Consider the following 23299-nt stretch of genomic DNA (forward strand, 5'->3'; position numbering starts at 1 on the left):
GCGCAGCGGGGCGGCGAATCGCGGTCGCCTTTCTTTGCTTACTTTCTTTGGCGAAGCAAAGAAAGTGAGCGGCTGCCGGGCCGCCCCCGGCAACCACGGTCGACCGAAGAAAGAACAGCATCAGCAACGCAAACAAGCAATCAAACACACCCAAATCCGAAACTGACAGAAATGTCATATTTCCGTCAGCCTCCGGTCGACCGTCCCTCTATAAAGTGAACACCGTATAAAAAGGTGTCGACGGTCGTCCGCAATTTCCACCCGTCAACATGTCCATTTGATCGCCCGCTCAATGCAATGCCGTCCACCATGCCGCCAAACCCACCCATGACAGCGACCACCAAATCGCCACCCCGCTCCACCGCATTCCAGCCGGCTCCCTTGTTGTCCGCCGCCGCCATCGCGACCGCCCTGCTGCTCGGCGGCTGCGCGGTCGGGCCTGACTACGTCCGCCCGCAACTCGACCTGCCCACGGCCTACAAGGAACAAGGCCCCTGGAAGAAAGCCGAGCCCGGTCAGATCGACAGCAACCAGCGCTGGTGGGAGGCGTATCGCGACCCGGTGCTCAATGACCTGATCGAACAAGCCAACCAGGCCAACCAGAACATCCGTCTTGCCGAAGCGCAATACCGTCAGGCTCAGGCCACCGCCGCCATCGCGCGCGCCAGCCTGTGGCCCACCATCGGCGCCTCGGCCGGACCTACGCGGGCGCAAACCAATAGCCCGACCGCAGGCAGCCGGCTGACCGATACCTACGCTGTCGGTCTCAACGCCTCGTGGGAAGCAGACATCTGGGGCCGCGTGCGGCGCTCTGTGGAAAACGGCGACGCCGCCAGCCAGGCCAGCGCAGCCAGCCTCGGCGCGGCGCGTCTGAGCATTCAGGCGACGCTGGCGCAGAACTACCTGCAACTGCGCGTGACCGACCTGCAAAAAGATTTGTACGCACGCACCGTGGCGGCCTATACGCGCTCGTTCCAGCTGACCCGGCATCAATATGACGCGGGCGTGGCATTGCGCTCCGACGTGGCGCTGGCGGAAACGCAATTGCGCGCGGCACAGGCGCAGCTGATCGACCTCGACGCCACCCGCAACCAGCTTGAACACGCCATCGCCATTTTGCTCGGCAAGGCACCGGCGGCATTTTCGCTGGCGCCGCTGACGACCGATGCCGCGGCGTTGCAAGCCAGCATGCCGGCCACGCCGACCGGACTGCCGTCCGATCTGCTGGAGCGTCGCCCCGACATCGCCAACGCCGAGCGTCTGGCCGCAGCCGCCAACGCCAACATCGGCGTGGCGCGCGCGGCGTACTTCCCGGCGCTGACCTTGGGCGCGTCCGGCGGTTACAGCGGCGCATCGTTCTCCCAGTTGTTCGATACGCCTAGCCGCGTGTGGTCGCTCGGCGCCACGCTGGCGGTGGTGCTGTTCGACGGCGGCGCGCGCAGCGCGCGCAACGACCAGGCCACTGCCGCGTTCGACGGCGCCGTCGCCACCTACAAACAAACCGTGCTGGGCGGCTTGCAGGAAGTCGAAGACAACCTGTCGACACTGCGCGTGCTGGATCAGGAAAGCCAGGTGCAGGATCAGGCGGTGAAGGCGGCGCAATTGTCCGAACGACTGGCGCTGAGCCAGTACCAGGCCGGCACCACCACCTACATCGCGGTCGTGACGACGCAGGCGACTTCGCTGACCAACCAGCGCACCGCCGTCACCCTGCTGGGTCGCCAGCTGGTGGCCAGCGTCGCGCTGATCAAGGCGACCGGCGGCGGCTGGACCGTAGCCGACATCGACAAGGTGAGCACTTCGGCTGCATCCACGACATCCAACAGCGCCAACAAATAAGCCGGCCAATAAAAACAATTTCGCGAGTGAAAGCATGACTACTTCTTTGACACCCAAACGTTCCACCCTGTTGATTTCCGCTGCCGTTCTGGTCGCCCTCGGCGGCGGCGCCTGGTCGTTGTTCCATCGCGCCGATGCAGTCGCGGCGCCCAAGGAACAGGCGCAGCAGGCGCCGTCGATTTCCGTCACCACCGTGCAAGTGCAGGAGCGCGACATCCCGCTGTACCTGTCGGGCGTCGGCACCGTGACCGCCAATGCCAGCGTCGTCGTCAAGGTGCGCATCGACGGCCAGCTCGACAAGGTCGGCTTCACCGAAGGCCAGGACGTCAAGGCCGGCCAGATGCTGGCGCAGATCGATCCGCGCGCGCTGCAGGCGCAACTTGCGCAGGTGCAGGCGCAACAGGCGCGTGACCAGGCCCAGCTGACGAACGCAAAAATCGACTTGCAGCGCTACACCACGCTGCGTCAGCAGGACGCCGCCACGCAACAGCAACTGGATACGCAAAAGGCCCTGGTGGCGCAGCTTGAAGCCGCCGTCAAAACCGATGAAGCGCAGATCAGTTACGCCAAGGTCCAGCTCGGCTACACCACGATCAACGCGCCGATCAGCGGCCGCGTCGGCGCACGTCTGGTCGATCCGGGCAATATCGTCCACGCCTCCGACGCCAACGGCCTGGTGATCATCAACCAGATCGATCCGATCACCGTGCAATTCACCTTGCCGGAAGAAGCCGTGCCGGCCATCAACCGCGCCCAGCTGGCCAGTCACAAGCCGCTGAAGGTCACTGCCTACGCGCGCACCAGCAACGAACCGCTGGCGACCGGCACGCTGATCCTGCTCAACAACCAGATCGACACCACCAGCGGCACCGTGCAGCTCAAGGCGCGCTTCACCAACCAGCAGCACACGCTGTGGCCGGGACAGTACGTCAACATCAACCTGCAGATGGATGATCACGCGCCGGCGCTGACCCTGCCGGCCGCTGCGATCCAGCGCAACCAGCAAGGCACTTACGTGTACATCGTCAAGGCCGACGAAACAGTGGCGATCCAGCCGGTCAAGGTCACGCGTATCCAGGACAGCATCGCGGTGCTGAGCCAGGGCCTGGAAGTCTCTCAACGCGTGGTGCTGGACGGTCAGTACAAGCTCAAGCCGGGCAGCCGCATCATTGAGAACAAAGCTGCCGCCAACGGCGCTGCTGCGAAAGGATCCGCAAAGTGAGTGTGTCCGCTACCTTCATCAAGCGTCCCATCGGCACCACGTTGCTGGCGCTGGCGATCCTGCTCGTCGGTGTCGCGGTCTGGCCGCTGCTGCCGGTCGCGCCGCTGCCGCAGGTCGACTTCCCGACGATTCAAGTCTCCGCAAGTTTGCCCGGCGGCAGTCCTGAAACCATGGCGTCCAACGTCGCGCAACCGCTGGAACGCCAGTTCTCACTGATTGCCGGCCTGTCGCAAATGACCTCGCAAAGTGCGCTGGGCAGCACCCAGATCACCTTGCAGTTCGATCTCAACCGCAACATCGACGCCGCCGCGCTCGACGTGCAGGCGGCGATCAATGCGTCGACCGGCCAGTTGCCGGCCAATCTGCCGAATCCGCCGACCTTCCGCAAGGTCAATCCGGCCGATTCGCCGATCATGATCATGTCGGTGCAATCGGACGCGCTGCCGCTGACGCAGGTCAGCGACTTCGCCGACAACATCCTGGCGCAGCAGATCTCGCAGATCTCCGGCGTCGGCCTGGTCAACGTCAACGGCGCGCAGAAACCGGCCGTGCGTATCCAGGTTGATCCCGCCAAGCTCGCAACGCTGAACCTGAGCCTGGAAGACATCCGCGGCGTGATCGCCACCACCACCGTGAACCAGCCCAAGGGCACGGTCGACGGCACGCATCAGAGCTTCACCGTCTATACCAACGACCAGTTGCTGAGCGCCGATCCATGGAACGACATGGTGCTGGCTTACCGCGCCGGCGCACCGATACGCGTGCGCGACATCGGCGTGGCGATCGATGCGCCTGAAAACATGAAGATCGCCGCGTGGGCATTCTCCGGCGCTGCCGCAGAGACCGACACGACGCTGACCAATGGCCGCTCCATCGTGCTGGCGATCACCAAGCAGCCGGGCGCCAACGTGATTGAAACGGTCGACCGCATCAAGGCCGCGATGCCGCGCCTGCGCGCAGCGATCCCCGCCAGCGTGCACGTCAATACGCTGATCGACCGCACCCAGACCATCCGCGCCTCGGTGGAAGATGTCGAGTTCACGCTGGTCCTGACGATTGCGCTGGTGGTGATGGTGATCTTCGTGTTCCTGCGCAACGTCGCGGCGACGCTGATCCCGAGCATCACCGTGCCGCTGGCGATCATGGGCACCGCCGCCGTGATGTACCTGGTCGGCTACAGCCTCGACAACCTGTCGCTGATGGCGTTGACGATTGCGGTCGGCTTCGTGGTCGACGATGCAATCGTGATGCTGGAAAACATTTACCGCTACGTCGAAGAAGGCATGGATCCGATGGAGGCGGCGCTCAAAGGCGCCGGTGAAATCGGCTTCACGATCATCTCGATTTCGGTGTCGCTGGTGGCGGTGTTCATCCCGCTGTTGCTGATGGGCGGCATCGTCGGCCGCCTGTTCCGCGAGTTCGCCGTGACAGTGACGCTGACCATCGGCGTGTCGGTGATCATTTCGCTGACGCTCACGCCGATGCTGTGCTCGCGCTTCCTGAAGAACACCCATGCTGAAAAGCACGGCAAGATGTATCAATTGTTCGAGCGCTTCTTCGATGCCCTGCTGAACGGCTACAAGCGCGGTCTCGATCTGGTGCTGCGCCACCAGTTCATCACGCTGATGAGCTTCCTTGCCACCGTTGCGGTGACCGTGGTGCTGTTCATCTTCATTCCGAAGGGCTTCTTCCCGCAACAGGACAACGGCGTGATCGCCGGCTTTGCCGAATCGGCGCAGGATATTTCCTCGACCGCCATGCATCGCCGCCTGCTGCAGGTGGCTGACGTGGTGCGCAAGGATCCGGACGTGACCGGCTTCGCGATGAGCGCGGGTTCGACCACCTTCAACACCGGCAACTTCTTCATTGCACTGAAACCGAAGAGCGAAGGCCGCACGCTGGACGCCAGCGAGATCATCACGCGCCTGCGTCCGCAAGTGGCCAAGATCCAGGGCGTCAACCTGTTCATGCAGGCCAGCCAGGACATCAACGTCGGCGGCCGTCTGTCGCGTACGCAATATCAATACACGCTGACCGACTCCAACCTGGACGAGCTCAACGTGTGGGCGCCGAAGCTGGTGGATCGCTTGCGCCGGCTGAAGGAGCTCACCGACGTCGCTTCAGATCAGCAAAACTCGGCGGCGACCGCGACCATCACGATTGACCGTGCACGCGCATCGAGCTTCGGCATTTCGCCGGCGCTGATCGACGCCACGATCTATGACGCCATCGGCCAGCGCCAGGTCGCACAGTACTTCACGCAGGTGAACAGTTATCGCGTGATCCTGGAAGTGACGCCGGAGCTGCAAAAGGATCCGGCGCTGTTCAACAAGCTCTACCTGACTTCGCCGCTCACCGGCCAGCAAGTGCCGCTGTCGACTTTCATCAAGGTCGATACGACCAAGACCGCGTATCTTTCGATCAGCCACCAGAGCCAGTTCCCGGCGGTGACGATTTCGTTCAACCTGGCGCACGGCGTGGCGCTGGGCGAAGCGGTCGACGCCATCAACCAGGCGCAGGCCGAGATGGGCGTGCCGACCACGTTGTCGGGTGCGTTCCAGGGTACCGCCAAGGCCTTCGGCGATTCGCTGTCGTCGCAGCCGTACCTGATTGCGGCGGCGTTGATCGCGGTGTACATCGTGCTGGGCCTGCTGTATGAGAGCTACATCCATCCGCTGACCATCCTGTCGACGCTGCCGTCGGCCGGCGTGGGGGCGCTGCTGATCCTGATGGCGGGCGGCTACGACCTCAGCGTGATTGCGCTGATCGGCATCATCCTGCTGATCGGCATCGTCAAGAAGAACGGCATCATGATGATCGACTTTGCGCTGACCGCCGAACGGCAAAAGGGCATGAAACCGGAAGAGGCGATTTATCAGGCGTGTTTGCTGCGCTTCCGGCCGATCATGATGACCACCATGTGCGCGCTGCTGTCGGGCCTGCCGCTGATGTTGGGCCATGGCGCCGGTTCCGAGCTGCGCCGTCCGCTCGGCTATGCGATGGTCGGCGGCCTGGTGCTGTCGCAGGCGCTGACGCTGTTCACGACGCCGGTGGTGTATCTCTACCTGGATCGCGCGCATTACTGGTACATGAACAAGAAGGAAGCACGCGCAGCGCGTAAGGCAGCACGCAAAGGCGGTGCCGCTCCTGTAATAGAATCGCACTAGTTGATGTCAATGAACGCGGTATTTGGAGCAGGAATGAAAATTCTGATCGTCGAAGACGAGCACAAGATGGCGGAGTACCTCTGCAAGGGATTGACCGAGCAGGGCTGCACCGTGGATCTGGCCGCCAACGGCATCGACGGCCAGCATCTGGCGATTCAACATGATTACGATGTGATCGTGCTGGACGTCATGCTGCCGGGGCTGGACGGTTTCTCGGTGCTGCGTTCGCTGCGCACCGTCAAGCAGACGCCGGTGATCATGTTGACCGCGCGCGATCGCGTGGAAGACCGCATCAAGGGCTTGCACGATGGCGCCGACGATTACCTGATCAAGCCGTTTTCCTTCCTCGAACTGCTGGCGCGCCTGCAGGCGCTGACGCGCCGCGGACGATCGCAGGAGCCGGCGCAGCTGCGTATCGGCGACCTGCAAATCGACCTGCTGAGCCGCAAGGCTTACCGCAACAACACGCGTATCGACCTGACCGCGAAGGAGTTCGCATTGCTGGCGATCATGGCGCGGCGTCAGGGCGAGATCCTGTCCAAGACGGCGATTGCCGAACTGGTGTGGGACATGAATTTCGACAGCAACACCAACGTCGTCGAAGTTGCGATCAAGCGCCTGCGCGCCAAGATCGACGCGCCCTTCGACCAGAAACTGCTGCATACGATACGCGGCATGGGCTATGTGCTGGAGCCGCGCGCTGCGGAAGCTGCGCTGCCGGAACACGACGAACATGATGAACGTGACGGGGAAGACGGATGAGGCATTCCATCATCGCGCGGCTGGTCATGATGTTCGCGGCCGCCGCGCTGGTCATTTTTTCGCTGATCGGCGGCGTGCTGTACGCCGTGGTCAAGAACGAGTTGTTGCGCCATGAGCGCGACGGCCTGGTGACGACCTTCAACGACATCGAGTACATGGTCTCGCGCATCGGCACGGTGGAGCGCTGGGCGCGCGTGCAGGCCAAGCTGGACACGCTCACGCCGGCCGACGGCAAGGTGCGCTTCTGGGTATTCAGTGACGATCCGCAATTCAGCTACGGCAAGGACCTGGCCGAGCTGCACGACTTCGATTACGACCCCAACAACATCGGCCGCCTGCGCATCAAGGGCAAGGAATTCCCGATGCACACGCTGACCAAGGTGTTGCCGGCTTATCTCGACCGCCCCGCCATCCGCCTGACCATCGGCGTCGACACCGAACCGTATTTCGAGACGCTGCGTACTTTTGTCGCGGCCATGATCGGCCTGTCGCTGGCGGGGATTTTTCTGGTGATCCTGTTCGGCTACTGGATTGCGCGCGCCGGTCTTCAACCGCTCAAGAGGATGTCGGACAAGGCGCAAACCCTCAGTCCGCAAACCCTGTCGGAACGCCTCACCGTCTCGGCGCTGCCGGATGAATTGTCGGATCTGGCGCAGGCTTTCAACGGCGCGCTGGACCGCATGGAAAACGCCTACAAGCAATTGGAAGCCTTCAACGCCGACGTCGCGCACGAGTTGCGCACGCCGCTGGCCAACCTGATCGGCGAAACCCAGGTGGCCTTGTCGCGCGAACGCAGCGCGCCGGAGTTCGAGATCGTGCTGCAGTCGAACCTGGAAGAACTGGACCGACTGCGTTCGATCATCAACGACATGCTGTTCCTGGCCCGCTGCGATCAAGGCGAAGCCGCCACCAGCCTGGTCTACACGGCGATCGCCGACGAGGTGCAAAAGACCATCGAGTTCTTCGAGTTCGTGCTCGACGAGATGCAGATGAGCGTGGAAGTGGTCGGCGACGTGGATGCGAAGTCGATGATCGAGACTGCGCTGTTCCGTCGCGCGCTGACCAATCTGCTGCAAAACGCCATCCAGCATTCGCCGGCCGGCGCCCGCATCACGGTGTCGATCGATGCGCAGCAGCAGGATGTGCAACAGCGCGTGCAGGTCGCCGTTTCCAATCCGGGTGAACCGATCGAGCAGCGCCATTTGCCACGCCTGTTCGACCGCTTCTACCGCGTCGACAGCGCGCGTCGCGACTTCGACGGCGTGCACGGCCACGGCCTCGGCCTGGCGATCGTCAAGGCGATTGCGCTGATGCACGGCGGCACCGCGTTCGCCAACAGCAGAGGCGGCAAGACCACGATAGGATTTACCGTCGGCGGCAAAGCGGCTTAATTAATTTACAAATCCGGGATTTGAAACAGGAGTGTCGGCGACGGAATGCACTGCGTCGTCGGCGACTTGTATTGAATGCTTCCTGAGAAGGAAGAGGCGAGCCTTGTCTGCGGCACTTGCAGGAAATGGCTGTGGCTGCTTCGTTCCCGACCTGACCAGGTTGACCATGCCACAATGCGCAGGGGCCCGCCGGCAGGAATTGTACCTCATCTGCGCAGCAGGTGCGAGCGCTGTTCGCTCTGACGGCATAAATTGCGGCGCACGCCAATACATACGCCGCAACTCATCTGCATTAAATCCCCAGCTCGTCCCAGATGCTGTCCACGCGCTTCTTGACCGCATCCGTCATGCTGATCGTGGTACCCCATTCGCGATTGGTTTCACCGGGCCATTTGTTGGTGGCGTCGATGCCCATCTTGCTGCCGAGGCCGCTGACCGGCGAGGCGAAGTCGAGGTAATCGATCGGCGTGTTGTCCACCATCACGGTGTCGCGCACCGGATCGACGCGGGTGGTGATGGCCCAGATCACTTCCTTCCAGTCGCGGATGTCGACGTCTTCATCGACCACCACGATGAACTTGGTATACATGAACTGGCGCAGGAAACTCCACACCCCGAACATCACGCGCTTGGCGTGGCCGGCGTAGGACTTCTTCATCTGCACCACCGCCATGCGGTAGCTGCAGCCTTCCGGCGGCAGGTAGAAGTCGGTGATTTCGCTGAACTGCTTTTGCAGCAGCGGGATGAACACTTCGTTGAGCGCGACACCCAGCACGGCCGGTTCGTCGGGCGGCTTGCCGGTGTAAGTGGAGTGGTAGATGGGATCGCGGCGCATGGTGATGCGGTCGATGGTGAAGACCGGAAACCAGTCCTGCTCATTGTAGTAACCGGTATGGTCGCCATACGGCCCCTCAAGCGCATGCTCGTAGCCGGAGGGATGCGATTCATCGGGATAGATATGCCCTTCCAGCACGATTTCGGCCGAAGCCGGCACGCGCAGCTCGCTGCCGATGGCCTTGACCAGCTCGGTGCGGCTGCCGCGAAGCAGGCCGGCGAACTGGTATTCGGACAGGCTGTCCGGCACCGGCGTGACTGCTCCTAATATAGTAGCGGGATCGGCGCCCAGTGCGACGGCGATCGGATACGGCTTGCCTGGATTGGCGATGCAGTGTTCGCGAAAGTCGAGTGCGCCGCCGCGATGCGCCAGCCAGCGCATGATGACCTTGTTGCGGCCGAGGACCTGCTGGCGATAGATGCCGAGATTCTGGCGCTTCTTGTTGGGACCTTTGGTGATCACCAGGCCCCATGTAATAAGAGGGGCGACATCGCCCGGCCAGCAATGCTGGATCGGCAGGCGGTCAAGGTCGACGTCGTTACCTTCCCAGACAATGTCCTGGCACGGCGCCGAACTGTGCTCCTTGGGCGCCATGTCCCACAGCGACTTGACCAGCGTGCCGAGACCCATGATGTCCTTGAAACCTTTCGGCGGCTCGGGCTCTTTCAGCTTCGCCAACAAATGGCCGATGCGTCTTAATTCGCTGACATCTTCCGCGCCCATGCCCAGCGCCACACGGCGCGGCGTGCCGAAAAGATTCGCCAGGACCGGGATATTTTTGCCTTCGACCTTGTCGAAAATCAGCGCCGGACCTGAGGCTCGCAAGGTGCGATCGCAGATTTCGGTGATTTCGAGGTAGGGAGACACCGGCGTGGAGATACGTTTTAATTCGCCGGAAAGTTGCAATTGCGAAATAAAATCGCGTAAATCTGTATATTTCATTTTTTTTCGCTGGATTTCTGTAACACAGCCCTTAGGTGAGATAGACCGGGCAAACGGTTGATTCTATTGATTTTTGGCGGTATACCCCTCCAAAAATCAGACTTAAAAGTTATATTAAATCGGTTTATTAGTATTGACTTGATATAAAGTGGCTTCTACAATTCGGCCACCTTGATTAAAGGAGCCGGGTCAGGAACCCGAATCAGCTCACAAGGTTTCACGGGAACGGGGTCCCACTGACATTTTTAAGGAGTGTTGTCAAAAGGCGTCAGCCTTCTCCCCCGAACTTGGTTGTATTGCACTGCACAGGAGCCGACGGCCCTGCAGTAACCGCAAACAACCCCCAAGCTTGCCGTAACGCCTTGCGACGGCAGTTTTTTGATTGTGATGCATGTAGTCAGTAATCCGGTTTTTCACTCTTGGCCGGTTTTGCCCTATGTAATTTGCAACATTCAGGAGGTTCAATGTTAAACCAACCCATAGAGGCGCCGTTAAGCGCCGCCTCGGATATGGTTGATCAGTCGGCGCAATGGGCGAAGTCCATTCCAAGCCGCATCGGTCGCTTTTTTACCGCAGCGCACTATGCCCTGACTCTGGTCGGCATCGCTGCACTGTTCGTTCTGGGCATGATGTTCTTCAACCCGGATTTCGCCGACAAAATCATCGCTCTGTCACCCTTCTCGGACGGCCAGGTTGAAGAGGCAGCGCCAGAAGCGCCGCCACTGACCAACCTGATGGATACGCCGGCGCCGGCATTGACTGCCGCCGCTGCACCGGCAGCCGCCGCCATCCCGCTCAGCGATGAAGAGCGCAAGATTCTTGGCACGCCGCGTCAGCAGAAGCTGGTGACAAACTGGCTGTCCAAGCGTTATCGCGTTGCCGGCGATGCCACTGACATGCTGGTCTCGGCTGCGTATCTGACAGCACGCGACATCAAGCTTGATCCGCTGCTGATCCTGGCGGTGATGGCAATCGAGTCACGCTTCAATCCGTTCGCGGAAAGCCCGATGGGCGCACAAGGCCTGATGCAGGTCATGTCCAAGGTCCATCACGACAAGTTCCAGGAACTGGGCGGCGTCAAGGCAGCTCTCAATCCGGTGGCCAACATCAAGGTCGGTTCGCTGATCCTGAAAGAATACGTGACACGCGGCGGTTCGGTGGAAGCCGGCCTGAAGAGCTACGTCGGCGCAGCTGAAATGGACAACGACGGCGGCTACGGCCTCAAGGTCCTGTCCGAATATCAGAACCTGAAGGAAGTCGCGGTCGGCAAGAACATCTCGATCTTCACCACCGCGCTGATCAAGCCGGCTCCTCGTCCTGCCGCACCAGCGGCGCCGGTGCAAGCCAAGCCGACCGCTGTCGGCGACATGGCTTCGGCAGCACCGAAGAAGCAAGGCACGAACGTGACCGAAGAAATCGCCGCGCTGTAATTACTTCAGCAACGCCAATAAAAAAGGAGCCAAGCGGCTCCTTTTTTATTTTCTACTCAAACGAAATTCTCAACGAATTACGCCGCCTTGCGCTCCGCCAGATATTTCTCCAGGCGCCGTACCGCTTCCTGCAAATTCTCCATCGACGTCGCGTATGACAAGCGGATATAACGATGCGCCGTCGCCGGACCGAAGTCGAGTCCCGGCACCAGCACCACGCCGGCCTTGTTGAGCATGTCGATGGTAAATGCATCGGCGTCGTCGCTAAGCGCGCTGCAATCGGCGTAAACATAGAACGCGCCGTCCGGCATCACCGGCACCTTGAAGCCGAGACGTTCGAGTTGCGGCACGATGTAATCGCGGCGACGTTTGAATTCGGCCTTGCGGTCTTCGTACAGCGCGATCGACTCCGGCGCAAAACAGGCGATACCGGCATGCTGCGCAATCGACGAGGCGCAGATGAACAAATTCTGCGCCAGCTTCTCGACTTGCGGCACCAGGCTTTCGGGCAGCACCAGCCAGCCGAGACGCCAGCCGGTCATGTTGAAGTATTTGGAAAAGCTGTTGATGACGATGACGTCTTCGCCGAGCGACAGCGCCGAGAACTGCGCGCCTTCGTACGACAGGCCCTGGTAGATTTCATCGACAATGGTGAAACCTTTTTTCTCGCGCACGACGTCGACGATCTTCTTCAACTCATCGGGCAGGATCGAGGTGCCGGTCGGATTCGACGGCGACGCCAGCAATACGCCTTTGGTTGCCGCCGACCAATGTTCCTGCACCATGCCGGCAGACAACTGGAAGCGATGTTCCGGTCCGCTTTCGATCAATTTTGCCCGGCCTTCGAAGGCGGCGACGAAATGGCGGTTGCACGGATAAGAGGGATCGGGCATCAAAACCTCTGCGCCCTTCTCCACCAACGCCGCACAGGCAAGCAACAGGGCCGCTGAGGCGCCCGCTGTGACGATAATTCGCGACGGCGCGATGTCCAACCCGTACACGCGCTGATAATGCGCTGAGATCGCATCTCGTAACGCCGGCAAACCTGTTGCCGAAGTGTATTGCATCTTGCCGTCGGCCATCGCCTGTGTCGCGGCGGCAACAACGGCGGGCGCGGCGGTGAAGTCGGGCTCGCCGATGCCCATGTGAATGATGTGATTGCCTTGTTGCTCCAGGGCAGCGGCCATCTTGGCCAGCTCCATCACATGGAACGGCGCGATGTTTTGCAGGCGGGAGGCGAGATGGTGAAAGCTCATGGAACGATGTGAGAACGAAGAACTGCAAGAAGAACTGTAAAACCGCCGCGCTGCGTTAACTTCAATGCAGCGGCGGCGCGAACAATGACGAGCGGATCAGCGGCGTCCGGCACCGACTTCCACTTCGCGCGCCTTGGCGGCGAAACGGTCAAGCACGCCATTGACGTACTTGTGGCCGTCGATACCACCGAACGACTTGGTCAGTTCAACGGCTTCGTTGATGACCACGCGATACGGAATCTCGAGATTATTTTTCAGTTCGAAGGCGCCGATCAGCAGCGCCGCATGTTCCACCGGCGACAGCTCGGTGATGGCGCGGTCGATCAGCGGCGCCAGATCGGTGCGCAACTCCGGCGCCTGTCTGATCGCGCCGTACAGCAGCACGTCGAAATGCTCGGCGTCGGCCTTGTCGAAACCGTGCGCTTCGCGGATGTGCGCTTCGATCGCGCCGGCGTCTTCATTGTTGAGCAGCCATTGATACAGGCCCTGCAGCGCGAACTCGCGGGCGCGGTGGCGCGGCGTACGGTTCTTGCTCGGGTTGGCGTGTTGAATTTTATTGGTCATGATGAAATGAGGAAACCGGGTCAATGCAAAATCGAAACAGACGCGCAATCAGCAATCAATTGCGCCGCCGGCGTCCACTGCAAAACGTGCAGCGAAGACCGGCCGGCCTGCCTGCTTATTCTTCTTCAGCCACTGTGGCGAGTTCTTCCAGCGCCAGCGACAGGTTGGCCATCTCGACGGCGACGCGGGCAGCATCGGCGCCTTTGACTTCCATGCGCGCTTCGGCCTGCTCGTCGTTCTCGGTGGTCAGCACGGCGTTGGCGATCGGGATGCCGGCGTCGAGGCCGACGCGCGTGATGCCTGCGCCCGATTCGTTCGACACCAGTTCGAAGTGATAGGTCTCGCCGCGGATAACCGCACCCAATGCAATCAGCGCATCGAACTGATCGGTCTCGGCCATCTTTTGCAGGGCCAGCGGAATTTCCAGCGCGCCGGGCACGCTGACGTGGAGGATGTCTTCGTCCTGTACGCCGAGATGCTTGAGCTCAGCCAGGCATGACGCCAGCAAGCCGTGGCAGACGTCTTCGTTGAAACGCGCCTGGACGATGCCGATGCGCAAGCCGTCGCCATTCAGATCCGATTCGTAAGTACCAATAGTCATGGCTTTTCCTTATACGCAAACTTGCGTTGTGTGAGTGTGATGGTGCCGCGATGCGTTGCGGACGGTACGGTCGGTCAGGCGTCTGGCTTGGCGCGATAGCCGGTAACTTCGAGGTTGAATCCGGTCATCGACGGCATCTTGCGCGGGCTGGCCAGAAGCTGCATCTTGCACACGCCGAGATCCTTGAGGATTTGCGCACCGATGCCGTAGGTGCGCAGGTCGAGGCGCTCGGCGCGGGCCGGCTTGGCCGCCTGCACGTTGTTGAGCGCGGCGAACTGGGCAAACATCTGGTCGGCCGATTCCTCGCAATTGAGCAGCACCACGACGCCGCTCGGCGCCGCCTTGATCGCGGCCATGGCCGAGGCCATGTTCCACGAGTGGGTCGTCGCTTTGGTTTCGAGCAGGTCGAGAATCGAGACCGGCTGATGCACGCGCACCAATGTTTCTTCGCCCGGACGGATATCGCCATGCACCAGCGCCAGGTGGGCGCCGCCGCTTGGCGTGTCGCGATAGGCAATGGCCTTGAACGAGCCGTGCACGGTGTGCATCTCGCGCTCGGCGACACGCTCAATGATGCTTTCGTGCTGGCTGCGGTAATGGATCAGGTCGGCGATGGTGCCGATCTTGAGCTTGTGTTCTTCGGCGAATTCGAGCAGGTCCGGCAGGCGCGCCATGGTGCCGTCGTCCTTGAGGATTTCGCAGATCACGGCGGCCGGCGTCAGGCCCGCCATCTGGGTCAGGTCGCAACCGGCTTCGGTATGGCCGGCGCGCATCAGCACGCCGCCCTTTTGTGCGCGCAGCGGGAAAATATGACCCGGTTGGACGATGTCGGCCGGCACTGCGTCCTTGGCGGCGGCAACTTGAATGGTGCGCGCGCGGTCGGCGGCAGAGATGCCGGTCGTGACGCCTTCGGCGGCTTCGATCGAGACGGTGAAATTGGTGCCGAACTGGGTGCCGTTGCGCGTCGACATCATCGACAGGTCAAGACGGTCACAATGCTCTTCGGTCAGCGTCAGACAGACCAGGCCGCGCGCATGCTTGACCATGAAGTTGATGGCTTCAGGCGTGACGAAATCGGTGGCCAGCACCAGGTCGCCTTCATTCTCACGATCTTCTTCGTCGACCAGGATGACCATGCGTCCGGCGCGCAGTTCGGCGACGATTTCTTCTGTTGTTGCGATAGGCATAACGATTTCCTTCAGTAGCCCCGTATTTTAAAGGATTTGCGGCCGTTTTTTTGGCTGATTGCCTGCTTGGGAGGGCAAGGATGGGGTGAATGCAGACTTATTCCAACGTCACCAGTTGCGTATGCGACAAGGCTTCCATCAGCAACGCCGGATCGCCCAGCGCCAGCCGCTTGGAATCCGACAGGGTCTGGCGGAAGGCGCGCGCCCCCGGCAGCCCTGCCATCAGGCCCAGCATATGACGCGTGATGCTGTTCAGGCGCAGGCCCTTGCCGCCGTCGCCATGCGCCGTCAGCTGCGCGCGCGCATACTCCACCATCGCCGCGATGACGTCGTTGCGCGTGGGCTGCAGGCCGCCGTCAACCTGGCTGTAATAGCGCGCGTCAAAGCCCGCCATCAGGAAAGGATTGTGGTAGGCCTCGCGGCCGAGCATGACGCCGTCGACGTGCTGCAGATGGAGGTCGATTTCGGCCACGGTCTTGATGCCGCCGTTGATCAGGATTTCCAGCGCCGGGAAGTCCTTCTTCAGACGATAGGCGTAGTCGTATTTGAGAGGCGGGATCTCGCGGTTTTCCTTGGGGCTCAGGCCTTTCAGGACGGCGTTGCGCGCATGCACGATGAAGGTCTTGCAACCGGCATCGGCGATCGTGCCGACAAAGTCGCGCACGAAATCGTAGGACTCGACGTCGTCGATGCCGATACGATGCTTGACGGTAACGTCGATGTCGACGGCGTCGCGCATTGCCTTGACGCAATCCGCGACCAATGTCGGCTCCGCCATCAGGCAGGCGCCGAATGCCCCCTTCTGCACACGCTCGGAAGGACAGCCGCAATTCAGGTTGATCTCGTCATAGCCCCACTCCTCGCCCAATTTGGCGCTTTGCGCCAGATCGTGGGGCTCGCTGCCGCCGAGCTGCAGGGCGACCGGATGTTCTTCGTCGTTGAAATTGAGGTGGCGCGGCACATCGCCGTGCAGCAAGGCGCCGGTGGTGACCATTTCGGTGTACAGCCAGGTGTGCCGCGTGATCTGGCGATGGAACAGCCGGCAATGCCGGTCGGTCCAGTCCATCATGGGCGCAACGCTGATTGTTCTTGGTCCGTAAGACATAACACCTATCCAAAATGAGCAACATGAACTGGTGGCGCTTTACCGTCCGCCTGCTCCAATATAAGCAATCTGACCGGAACACGCGCGAGGCGCCACAAATAGAAAGCCCGCAACGTTTGCACGTTGCGGGCTGGTGTCCCCTCTATCCTCTGTGAGATAGGATTTTTATACTGCGGGGGTGATTCTGCACCACAAACCAGCATTCGTCATTTCGCAATGCACAATTTAAGTGCTTATCTGTTTTCCGGCACTGGAAAACGTTTGCGGGCGTTCCCATTTTGCAACGCTTCTTTTGCCACTACCGCGCAAACACGCGTCCAGAGGCAAAACAAGTAAAAAGATTCAGGTAAAAAAAAACCCGCTCACCTTTCGGTTGCGGGCTTAAATCCAATTCTTTAGGAGGAAATTGGAGGAGACAGGTGTAACTATATCGCACCGCATCATAGTCGTCCGCTTTATTGTGCTGATATCAGGTATTCACAAAACCAATATCAGCACAGCGTTACTGCTCCTGCCCTTCCTACCATTCTTGCCATTCCTCCACCGCCGACGGCAATTACGCGTCGCGCGATGCCTTCTTGCGCTCGTGTTCCTTCAGGAAACGCTTGCGCAGGCGAATGCTCTTCGGTGTGACTTCGACCAGTTCGTCGTCGTCGATGAATTCAACGGCGTATTCCAGCGACATTTCGATTGGCGGCACCAGGCGAACGGCTTCGTCGGTACCCGACGAACGGACGTTGGTCAGTTGCTTGCCCTTGATCGGGTTCACGACCAGATCGTTGTCGCGCGAGTGGATGCCGATGATCATGCCTTCGTAGACCGGATCGTTGTGGCTGACGAACATGCGGCCGCGATCTTGCAGTTTCCAGATCGCGTAGGCAACGGCAGCGCCGTCGTCTTGCGAAATCAGCACGCCGTTGCGACGGCCGCCGAGTTCACCCTTGCTGTTGTCGACAGGAGCGTATTCATCGAACACGTGGCTCATCAGGCCGGTGCCGCGTGTCAGCGTCATGAATTCGCCCTGGAAGCCGATCAGGCCACGTGCAGGGATACGGTATTCCAGACGGACGCGACCCTTGCCGTCCGGTTCCATGTTTTGCAGATCGCCGCGACGACGACCGAGTTCTTCCATCACGCCGCCCTGGCTGGTTTCTTCGACGTCGACGGTCAGGTTTTCATACGGCTCGTGGCGCACGCCATCGACCATCTTGAACACCACGCGCGGACGCGACACGGCCAGTTCGTAGCCTTCTCGACGCATATTTTCGATCAGGATGGTCAGGTGCAATTCGCCGCGACCCGACACTTCGTAGGTCGAATCGTCGTTCTCAGCCTGCACGACGCGCAGCGCCATGTTGGCTTTCAGCTCGCGGTCCAGACGGTCGCGGATCTGACGGGTGGTCACGAACTTGCCTTCGCGGCCTGCCAGTGGCGAGTTGTTGACCATGAAGTTCATGGTCAGGGTCGGTTCGTCGATCTTCAGCATCGGCAAGCCTTCAGGCGTGTCCGGTGCACAGATGGTGGAACCGATGCTGATTTCTTCGATACCGTTGATCAGGACGATGTCGCCGGCCAGCGCTTCTTCGACAATCACGCGATCCAGGCCGCGGAAAGTCAGCACCTGGTTGATGCGCGCCTTGGTTGGCTTGTCGTCGGGACCGTTCATCCAGATCACGTCTTGCAGCGCTTTGACGCGACCGCGCAGGATACGGCCAACGCCGATCTTGCCGACGTAGGACGAGTATTCCAGCGAAGTGATTTGCAGTTGCAGCGGACCGTCCGGGTCATCTTCGCGCGCAGGAACGTGTTCCAGGATTGCGTCGAACAGCGGCTCCATGTTGCCGTCGCGGACGGTGTCTTCCAGGCCGGCGTAGCCCTTGAAACCCGATGCGTAAATGATAGGGAAATCCAGTTGCTCGTCGGTGGCGCCGAGCTTGTCGAACAGTTCGAACGTGGCGTTGACGGCCTTTTGCGGATCGGCGTTTTCGCGGTCGATCTTGTTGACCACGACGATAGGCTTGAGGCCCAGCGCCAGTGCTTTACGTGTCACGAAACGCGTCTGCGGCATCGGACCTTCTTGGGCATCGACCAGCAACAGCACGCTGTCGACCATCGACAGCACGCGCTCCACTTCACCGCCAAAGTCGGCGTGGCCCGGGGTGTCGACGATGTTGATGTGGGTGCCCTTGTATTCCACGGCGCAGTTCTTCGACAGAATCGTGATGCCGCGTTCTTTTTCGATATCGTTCGAGTCCATCACGCGGGCATCAACCTGCTGGTTGTCGCGGAAGGTGCCCGACTGACGCAGCAGCTGGTCGACGAGGGTGGTTTTGCCATGGTCAACGTGGGCGATGATGGCGATGTTACGAATAGCGCGTTTATTGTTTGACATGATTGAATTGAGTTGGTCTGCCGAATCCGAAGGGCTTAGGGAGGCCCTGAAAGGCGCGCATTATAGCATGTTGCGACGCACGAACTTTAAAAAGCCTAATAATTTCAAAGAGTTGCTGTACACATTACAAAGGCTGGCGACAGCAAAAAATTGCGCTATTCCGACAAGGTCGAAATCAGCCGTTCCGGCGCCAGTATGCCGAATTCCTGCATCAGTCCGGTGCCCAGAAGGCGACCGCTGCTTTCCTGATAAACCCTTGCCCGGCCTGACTCTGCGGGCAATGCAATACCTTCTTTGCCAAGCGCCAGACGCTGGCCGTGCAGGAAGCGCTGGGTCAGCACGTCCGTCAACATTACCGCCGGAAACGTTGTCAGCAATCCGTCTACCGGCAACAGCGCCTGCGTGCGTTGGCCCTCTTCCAGCGCAATGAACTGGTCGAGCGTTACGCTGCCCGCCAGCGTCAATGCGCCGACACCGGTACGCCGCAATTGATTCAAATGCGCGCCGCAACCGAGCTCCGCGCCGATGTCTTCACCAAGCACCCGAATGTAAGTGCCCTTGCTGCACATCACGCGGATGCGCAGGAACGGCGCTTCATACGACAGCAGTTCCAGCTGATGGATCGTCACCTGGCGCGCCTCGCGCTCCAGCGTGATGCCGGCGCGGGCATATTCGTACAGCGGCTTGCCGTCGCGCTTGAGCGCGGAATGCATGGGTGGCACCTGGGAGATCGGACCGCGGAATTTCTCCAGCACCGCTTCGATCTGTTCCGGCGTGACGTCGACTGCCTTGGTGCTCAGTACTTCGCCTTCGGTGTCGCCGGTGTTGGTGACGATGCCGAAATGGACCACGGCTTCATAGGTCTTGTCGGCTTCCAGCAAATCCTGCGAGAACTTGGTAGCCTCGCCGAAACACAACGGCAGCAAACCGGTCGCGAACGGATCAAGCGTGCCGGTATGCCCCGCCTTCAAGGCATTGAGCAAACGCTTGGCCTTGATCAAGGCATCGTTGCTGGACCAGCCGACCGGTTTGTCCAGCAGCAGCACGCCATGCACAGGCACGCGCGGCGCTCTTGGCGGCCGGGAGGGTTGGGGCGATGATTGCGCCATGATTGTGTAGTCCGGGAATTTCTTGAATCGATGCGTCTTGAAACGATGCGGCGATGATTACTGGCGTGCGGTTAAGCGGCGCAATAACGCCGCTGCGTGCTCAACTCTCGTCGGCATCCTTGGCGCGGGTGGCATTGGCCTCGTCGATCAGGCGCGACATTTCAATGCCGCGCGCCGTCGAGTTGTCATGCACGAAATGCAATTCGGGCAAGGTGTGGATCGTCAAACGGCGGCCCAATTGTCCACGCAGGAAACCGGACGCCTTCGAGAGGCCGGTCACCGTATCCTGGATCGCCTGCTTGTCGTCCTTCAAGGTCGTAAAGAAAACCTTGGCATGCGCATAGTCCGGTGTCACTTGCACTTCCGTGATCGTGACCATCCCCACACGCGGGTCTTTCAACTCGAATGCAATGATTTCCGACAGATCGCGCTGGATCTGGTCGGCGACGCGCAAGCCGCGCCCGGGAATGGATTTGCTGTGTTTTGCCATGCTGGATTACTGACCTCGGCCGGCTCGCCAAAGCGGGACGGCATAAAAATTCTGTGCTGCTGTTGAATGAAACAAGGCGGGTGTTTGCTGCGCAGACACCCGCCCTCGTGACGACGGAGAGAATTACAAAGTACGCGCGACTTCCTGCACTTCGAAGATTTCCAGCTGATCGCCTTCCTGGATATCGTTGTAGTTCTTCAACGACAGACCGCACTCGAAGCCCGATTTGACTTCCTTGACGTCGTCCTTGAAGCGCTTGAGCGAATCCAGCTCGCCGGTCCAGAGCACCACGTTGTTGCGCAGCAGACGGACTTGCGAACCGCGCTTGACCAGACCTTCGAGCACGTAACAGCCGGCGATCGAGCCGACCTTGCTGACCACGAACACCTGGCGAATCTCGACCAGACCGAGGGCCTGTTCGCGCTTCTCCGGCGACAGCATGCCCGACATCGCCGCTTTCACTTCATCCACGGCATCGTAAATGATGTTGTAGTAGCGGATGTCCACGCCATTGGCTTCGGCCAGCTTGCGGGCAGACGCGTCGGCACGGGTGTTGAAGCCGATGATGACCGCCTTCGATGCCACCGCGAGGTTGACGTCGTTTTCGGAAATGCCGCCGACCGCTGCATGCACCACCTGAACACGCACTTCGGCGGTGGACAGTTTTTGCAGCGATTGCACCAGCGCTTCTTGCGAACCTTGCACGTCGGTCTTGATGATCATCGGCAGGTTCTTGACCTCGCCTTCGGCCATCTGGTCGAACATGTTTTCCAGCTTCGCCGCCTGCTGCTTGGCCAGCTTGACGTCGCGGAACTTGCCTTGACGGAACAGGCCGATTTCACGCGCCTTGCGTTCGTCGGACATGACCACGACTTCTTCACCCGCGCTCGGCACTTCTGTCAGGCCCTGAATTTCAACAGGGATCGACGGACCGGCTTCGGTGATGCTCTTGCCGCTTTCGTCCAGCATCGCACGGACGCGGCCGTAAGCCGAACCCGCCAGCACGACGTCGCCGCGCTTCAGGGTGCCGGACTGCACCAGGATCGTCGCGACCGGACCACGGCCCTTGTCGAGCTTGGCTTCAATGACCAGGCCCTTGGCCGGGACGTTGATGGCGGCTTTCAATTCCAGCACTTCGGCTTGCAGCAGCACGTTTTCCAGTAACGAATCGATGCCTTCGCCGGTCTTCGCGGACACGGAGATAAATGGCGCTTCGCCGCCGTATTCTTCCGGCACGACGCCTTCGGCAATCAGTTCCTGCTTGACGCGGTCCAGATTGGCGCCCTGCTTGTCGATCTTGTTGATCGCCACGACCAGCGGCACGCCGCCGGCCTTCGCGTGAGCGATCGCTTCCTTGGTTTGCGGCATCACGCCGTCGTCGGCGGCAACCACCAGAATCACGATGTCGGTTGCCTTGGCGCCGCGGGCACGCATGGCGGTAAACGCTTCGTGGCCCGGGGTGTCGAGGAAGGTGATCATGCCGCGCGGTGTTTCCACGTGGTACGCGCCGATGTGCTGGGTAATGCCGCCGGCTTCGCCGGAAGCAACCTTCGCACGTCGGATGTAATCCAGCAGCGATGTCTTACCATGGTCGACGTGGCCCATGACGGTAACCACAGGCGCACGCGCCAGCAGTTCCGCGTCAGGATGCTCAACACCCTCTTCCAGCAATGCTTCCGGATCATCCTGCTTGGCAGCATGCGCACGGTGGCCCATTTCTTCCACCACGATCATGGCGGTTTCCTGGTCCAGCACCTGGTTGATGGTGACCATCTGGCCGAGCTTCATCAGATGCTTGATGACTTCGGAAGCCTTGACGGACATCTTGTGGGCGATCTCGGCGACAGTGATCGTTTCAGGGACGTGGACGTCCTTGATGATCGCTTCGGTCGGCGCCTGGAAATTGCTTTCGTGGTCGTCGTGATGCGAATTGCGGCGGCCCTTCGGACCTGCACGCCAGCCATCGCGGCCACCGGTGCCGGTGTTGCCGCGCGTCTTCATGCCGGTGCCGCGCTTCTTGGCGTCGTCCTGCCATGTCGACGAGACGTTGGCCGACTTGATCGACTTCTTGTCGACTGCAACCGGCGCCTTCTTGTCGTCTTTCTTTTCACCAGGCTTCTTGTCGGCAGGCTTGTGCAGCGTACCTTCGGAAGTCTTGGTGGCAGCGACCGGCGCAGGCTCGGGAGCCTTGATCACGCGGCGCGGCGCATTCATCATGGCCTTGATCTGGGCGACTTCGTCTTCCACGACCTTGCGGGCGCGGTCGGCGGCAGCTGCACGTTCAGAGGCTTCCTTGGCGACCTGGGCAACCTTCTTCTTGGCTTCTTCGGCGGCAGCGCGCTTCTTTTCCTCAGCGGCGGCATCTTCTGCCGATTTCGCTACAGGAGCAGCAGCACCGGCGCTCGGCTTGGCCTTGTCGGCAGTTTCTGCAGCAGCTTGACGAGCTTCTTCTTCAGCCGCCTGCTTGGCTTCCTGCTCAGCCTTCTGCGCTTCCAGTTCGGCCGCCTTGGCTTCCGCAGCGCGCTCGGCTTCGAGTTGCGCCAAACGTTCCTGCTTCTCGCGCAATTCAGCTTCCTGACGGGCGATCAGCTCTTCCTGGTGACGCGCTTCTTCCGCGCTTGGCTCGGCTTCAGTCGACTCAGGCGCAACAGTTGCCGGCTTGCCGGTTTCGTCCGCAGTCGGTTCATCGCGCTTGATGAAGGTGCGCTTCTTGCGCACTTCCACCTGGATAGTGCGTGACTTGCCCGTGGAATCGGCCTGTTTGATTTCGGTCGTTTCCTTGCGGGTCAGCGTGATTTTCTTCTTCTCGCCTTCCGGAGCTGCTCCGCGCACGCGGCGCAGATGCTCCAGCAAACGGTCCTTGTCTTCTTTTGACAAAGGATCGGACTCGGAGCTTTTTTCAACTCCTGCAGATCGCAGCTGGGTCAGTAGCAAATCCGCCGGCATTTTCAGCTCGGTGGCAAATTGGGCTACGTTGTTACTTGCCATTCAGTCCTCTTTTCTATGT

At 60.6% G+C, this 23299-nt stretch carries 16 protein-coding genes and 1 other RNA gene; 6 read left to right on the forward strand and 11 right to left on the reverse strand.

The features are described 5' to 3' along the window. Positions 1 to 327: 327 nt before the first annotated feature. From ACIROW_RS19205 to ACIROW_RS19225, 5 genes are read left to right on the forward strand one after another with little or no spacing between them, the layout of a single operon-like run. Positions 328 to 1839 (forward strand): efflux transporter outer membrane subunit, encoded by a 1512-nt coding sequence (locus ACIROW_RS19205; protein ID WP_402278056.1) that lies wholly within the window; start codon positions 328 to 330, stop codon positions 1837 to 1839. A 34-nt stretch (positions 1840 to 1873) separates the two neighbouring features. Beyond that, a complete protein-coding gene (locus ACIROW_RS19210) occupies positions 1874 to 3061 on the forward strand; it encodes an efflux RND transporter periplasmic adaptor subunit (RefSeq protein WP_402278057.1) in 1188 nt (395 codons plus the stop codon). Then, positions 3058 to 6228 (forward strand): efflux RND transporter permease subunit, encoded by a 3171-nt coding sequence (locus ACIROW_RS19215; protein WP_402278058.1) that lies wholly within the window; start codon positions 3058 to 3060, stop codon positions 6226 to 6228. The genes ACIROW_RS19210 and ACIROW_RS19215 overlap by 4 nt, the downstream gene beginning before the upstream one ends. Positions 6229 to 6261: 33 nt before the next feature. Then, on the forward strand, positions 6262 to 6990 hold the full coding sequence (locus ACIROW_RS19220) for a heavy metal response regulator transcription factor (protein ID WP_402278059.1): 729 nt from the start codon (positions 6262 to 6264) through the stop codon (positions 6988 to 6990). Beyond that, positions 6987 to 8381 (forward strand): heavy metal sensor histidine kinase, encoded by a 1395-nt coding sequence (locus ACIROW_RS19225; RefSeq protein ID WP_402278060.1) that lies wholly within the window; start codon positions 6987 to 6989, stop codon positions 8379 to 8381. Before ACIROW_RS19220 ends, ACIROW_RS19225 begins: the two co-directional genes overlap by 4 nt. Before the next feature lie 92 nt (positions 8382 to 8473). Here the strand turns inward: ACIROW_RS19225 and ffs are convergent. After that, an RNA gene (ffs, locus tag ACIROW_RS19230) (signal recognition particle sRNA small type) lies at positions 8474 to 8572 on the reverse strand. A 101-nt stretch (positions 8573 to 8673) separates the two neighbouring features. Then, the gene (gene ubiD / locus ACIROW_RS19235; protein WP_402278061.1) at positions 8674 to 10158 is read right to left on the reverse strand and encodes a 4-hydroxy-3-polyprenylbenzoate decarboxylase; all 1485 of its coding nucleotides are present in this window, start codon (positions 10156 to 10158) and stop codon (positions 8674 to 8676) included. 464 nt (positions 10159 to 10622) lie between these two features. Here ubiD and ACIROW_RS19240 point away from each other — a divergent pair, with 464 nt between their 5' ends. Then, a complete protein-coding gene (locus ACIROW_RS19240) occupies positions 10623 to 11588 on the forward strand; it encodes a transglycosylase SLT domain-containing protein (RefSeq protein WP_402278062.1) in 966 nt (321 codons plus the stop codon). 77 nt (positions 11589 to 11665) lie between these two features. Here ACIROW_RS19240 and ACIROW_RS19245 read toward each other — a convergent pair whose 3' ends face one another. From ACIROW_RS19245 to infB, 9 genes are all read right to left on the reverse strand, one after another. Further along, on the reverse strand, positions 11666 to 12844 hold the full coding sequence (locus ACIROW_RS19245) for a pyridoxal phosphate-dependent aminotransferase (protein WP_402278063.1): 1179 nt from the start codon (positions 12842 to 12844) through the stop codon (positions 11666 to 11668). A 96-nt stretch (positions 12845 to 12940) separates the two neighbouring features. Beyond that, entirely contained in the window at positions 12941 to 13408 is a 468-nt protein-coding gene (gene nusB / locus ACIROW_RS19250; protein ID WP_402278064.1) for a transcription antitermination factor NusB, read from the reverse strand. Positions 13409 to 13523: 115 nt separating this feature from the next. Further along, complete coding sequence (gene ribH, locus ACIROW_RS19255) at positions 13524 to 14009, reverse strand: 6,7-dimethyl-8-ribityllumazine synthase (protein ID WP_402278065.1); 486 nt, start codon at positions 14007 to 14009, stop codon at positions 13524 to 13526. Positions 14010 to 14083: 74 nt separating this feature from the next. Beyond that, the gene (ribBA, locus tag ACIROW_RS19260) at positions 14084 to 15196 is read right to left on the reverse strand and encodes a bifunctional 3,4-dihydroxy-2-butanone-4-phosphate synthase/GTP cyclohydrolase II (RefSeq protein ID WP_402278066.1); all 1113 of its coding nucleotides are present in this window, start codon (positions 15194 to 15196) and stop codon (positions 14084 to 14086) included. A 97-nt stretch (positions 15197 to 15293) separates the two neighbouring features. Continuing rightward, positions 15294 to 16301: a tRNA dihydrouridine(20/20a) synthase DusA gene (gene dusA, locus ACIROW_RS19265; protein WP_402278067.1), complete on the reverse strand. Its 1008-nt coding sequence runs from the start codon at positions 16299 to 16301 to the stop codon at positions 15294 to 15296. A gap of 556 nt (positions 16302 to 16857) precedes the next feature. Next, positions 16858 to 18693, reverse strand: coding sequence for a translational GTPase TypA (typA, locus tag ACIROW_RS19270; RefSeq protein ID WP_116434894.1), 1836 nt, complete (start codon positions 18691 to 18693; stop codon positions 16858 to 16860). 155 nt (positions 18694 to 18848) lie between these two features. Next, a complete protein-coding gene (truB, locus tag ACIROW_RS19275) occupies positions 18849 to 19802 on the reverse strand; it encodes a tRNA pseudouridine(55) synthase TruB (RefSeq protein ID WP_402278068.1) in 954 nt (317 codons plus the stop codon). A 100-nt stretch (positions 19803 to 19902) separates the two neighbouring features. Beyond that, entirely contained in the window at positions 19903 to 20292 is a 390-nt protein-coding gene (gene rbfA, locus ACIROW_RS19280) for a 30S ribosome-binding factor RbfA (protein WP_402278069.1), read from the reverse strand. A 123-nt stretch (positions 20293 to 20415) separates the two neighbouring features. Then, complete coding sequence (gene infB / locus ACIROW_RS19285; RefSeq protein ID WP_402278070.1) at positions 20416 to 23280, reverse strand: translation initiation factor IF-2; 2865 nt, start codon at positions 23278 to 23280, stop codon at positions 20416 to 20418. Positions 23281 to 23299: the final 19 nt, after the last annotated feature.

This window comes from Herbaspirillum sp. NPDC101397, from assembly GCF_044767325.1.
GTDB lineage: Bacteria > Pseudomonadota > Gammaproteobacteria > Burkholderiales > Burkholderiaceae_D > Herbaspirillum.

Excerpts from the sequence above, each read along its gene's own strand:
- ACIROW_RS19225 (WP_402278060.1), top strand. The coding sequence starts at position 6,987 with ATGAGGCATTCCATCATCGCGCGGCTGGTCATGATGTTCGCGGCCGCC.
- ACIROW_RS19205 (WP_402278056.1), top strand. The coding sequence starts at position 328 with ATGACAGCGACCACCAAATCGCCACCCCGCTCCACCGCATTCCAGCCG.
- truB (WP_402278068.1), bottom strand. The coding sequence starts at position 19,802 with ATGGCGCAATCATCGCCCCAACCCTCCCGGCCGCCAAGAGCGCCGCGC.
- ribH (WP_402278065.1), bottom strand. The coding sequence starts at position 14,009 with ATGACTATTGGTACTTACGAATCGGATCTGAATGGCGACGGCTTGCGC.
- ACIROW_RS19240 (WP_402278062.1), top strand. The coding sequence starts at position 10,623 with ATGTTAAACCAACCCATAGAGGCGCCGTTAAGCGCCGCCTCGGATATG.
- dusA (WP_402278067.1), bottom strand. The coding sequence starts at position 16,301 with ATGTCTTACGGACCAAGAACAATCAGCGTTGCGCCCATGATGGACTGG.
- ACIROW_RS19220 (WP_402278059.1), top strand. The coding sequence starts at position 6,262 with ATGAAAATTCTGATCGTCGAAGACGAGCACAAGATGGCGGAGTACCTC.
- infB (WP_402278070.1), bottom strand. The coding sequence starts at position 23,280 with ATGGCAAGTAACAACGTAGCCCAATTTGCCACCGAGCTGAAAATGCCG.
- nusB (WP_402278064.1), bottom strand. The coding sequence starts at position 13,408 with ATGACCAATAAAATTCAACACGCCAACCCGAGCAAGAACCGTACGCCG.
- ACIROW_RS19245 (WP_402278063.1), bottom strand. The coding sequence starts at position 12,844 with ATGAGCTTTCACCATCTCGCCTCCCGCCTGCAAAACATCGCGCCGTTC.
- ribBA (WP_402278066.1), bottom strand. The coding sequence starts at position 15,196 with ATGCCTATCGCAACAACAGAAGAAATCGTCGCCGAACTGCGCGCCGGA.
- rbfA (WP_402278069.1), bottom strand. The coding sequence starts at position 20,292 with ATGGCAAAACACAGCAAATCCATTCCCGGGCGCGGCTTGCGCGTCGCC.
- ubiD (WP_402278061.1), bottom strand. The coding sequence starts at position 10,158 with ATGAAATATACAGATTTACGCGATTTTATTTCGCAATTGCAACTTTCC.
- ACIROW_RS19210 (WP_402278057.1), top strand. The coding sequence starts at position 1,874 with ATGACTACTTCTTTGACACCCAAACGTTCCACCCTGTTGATTTCCGCT.
- typA (WP_116434894.1), bottom strand. The coding sequence starts at position 18,693 with ATGTCAAACAATAAACGCGCTATTCGTAACATCGCCATCATCGCCCAC.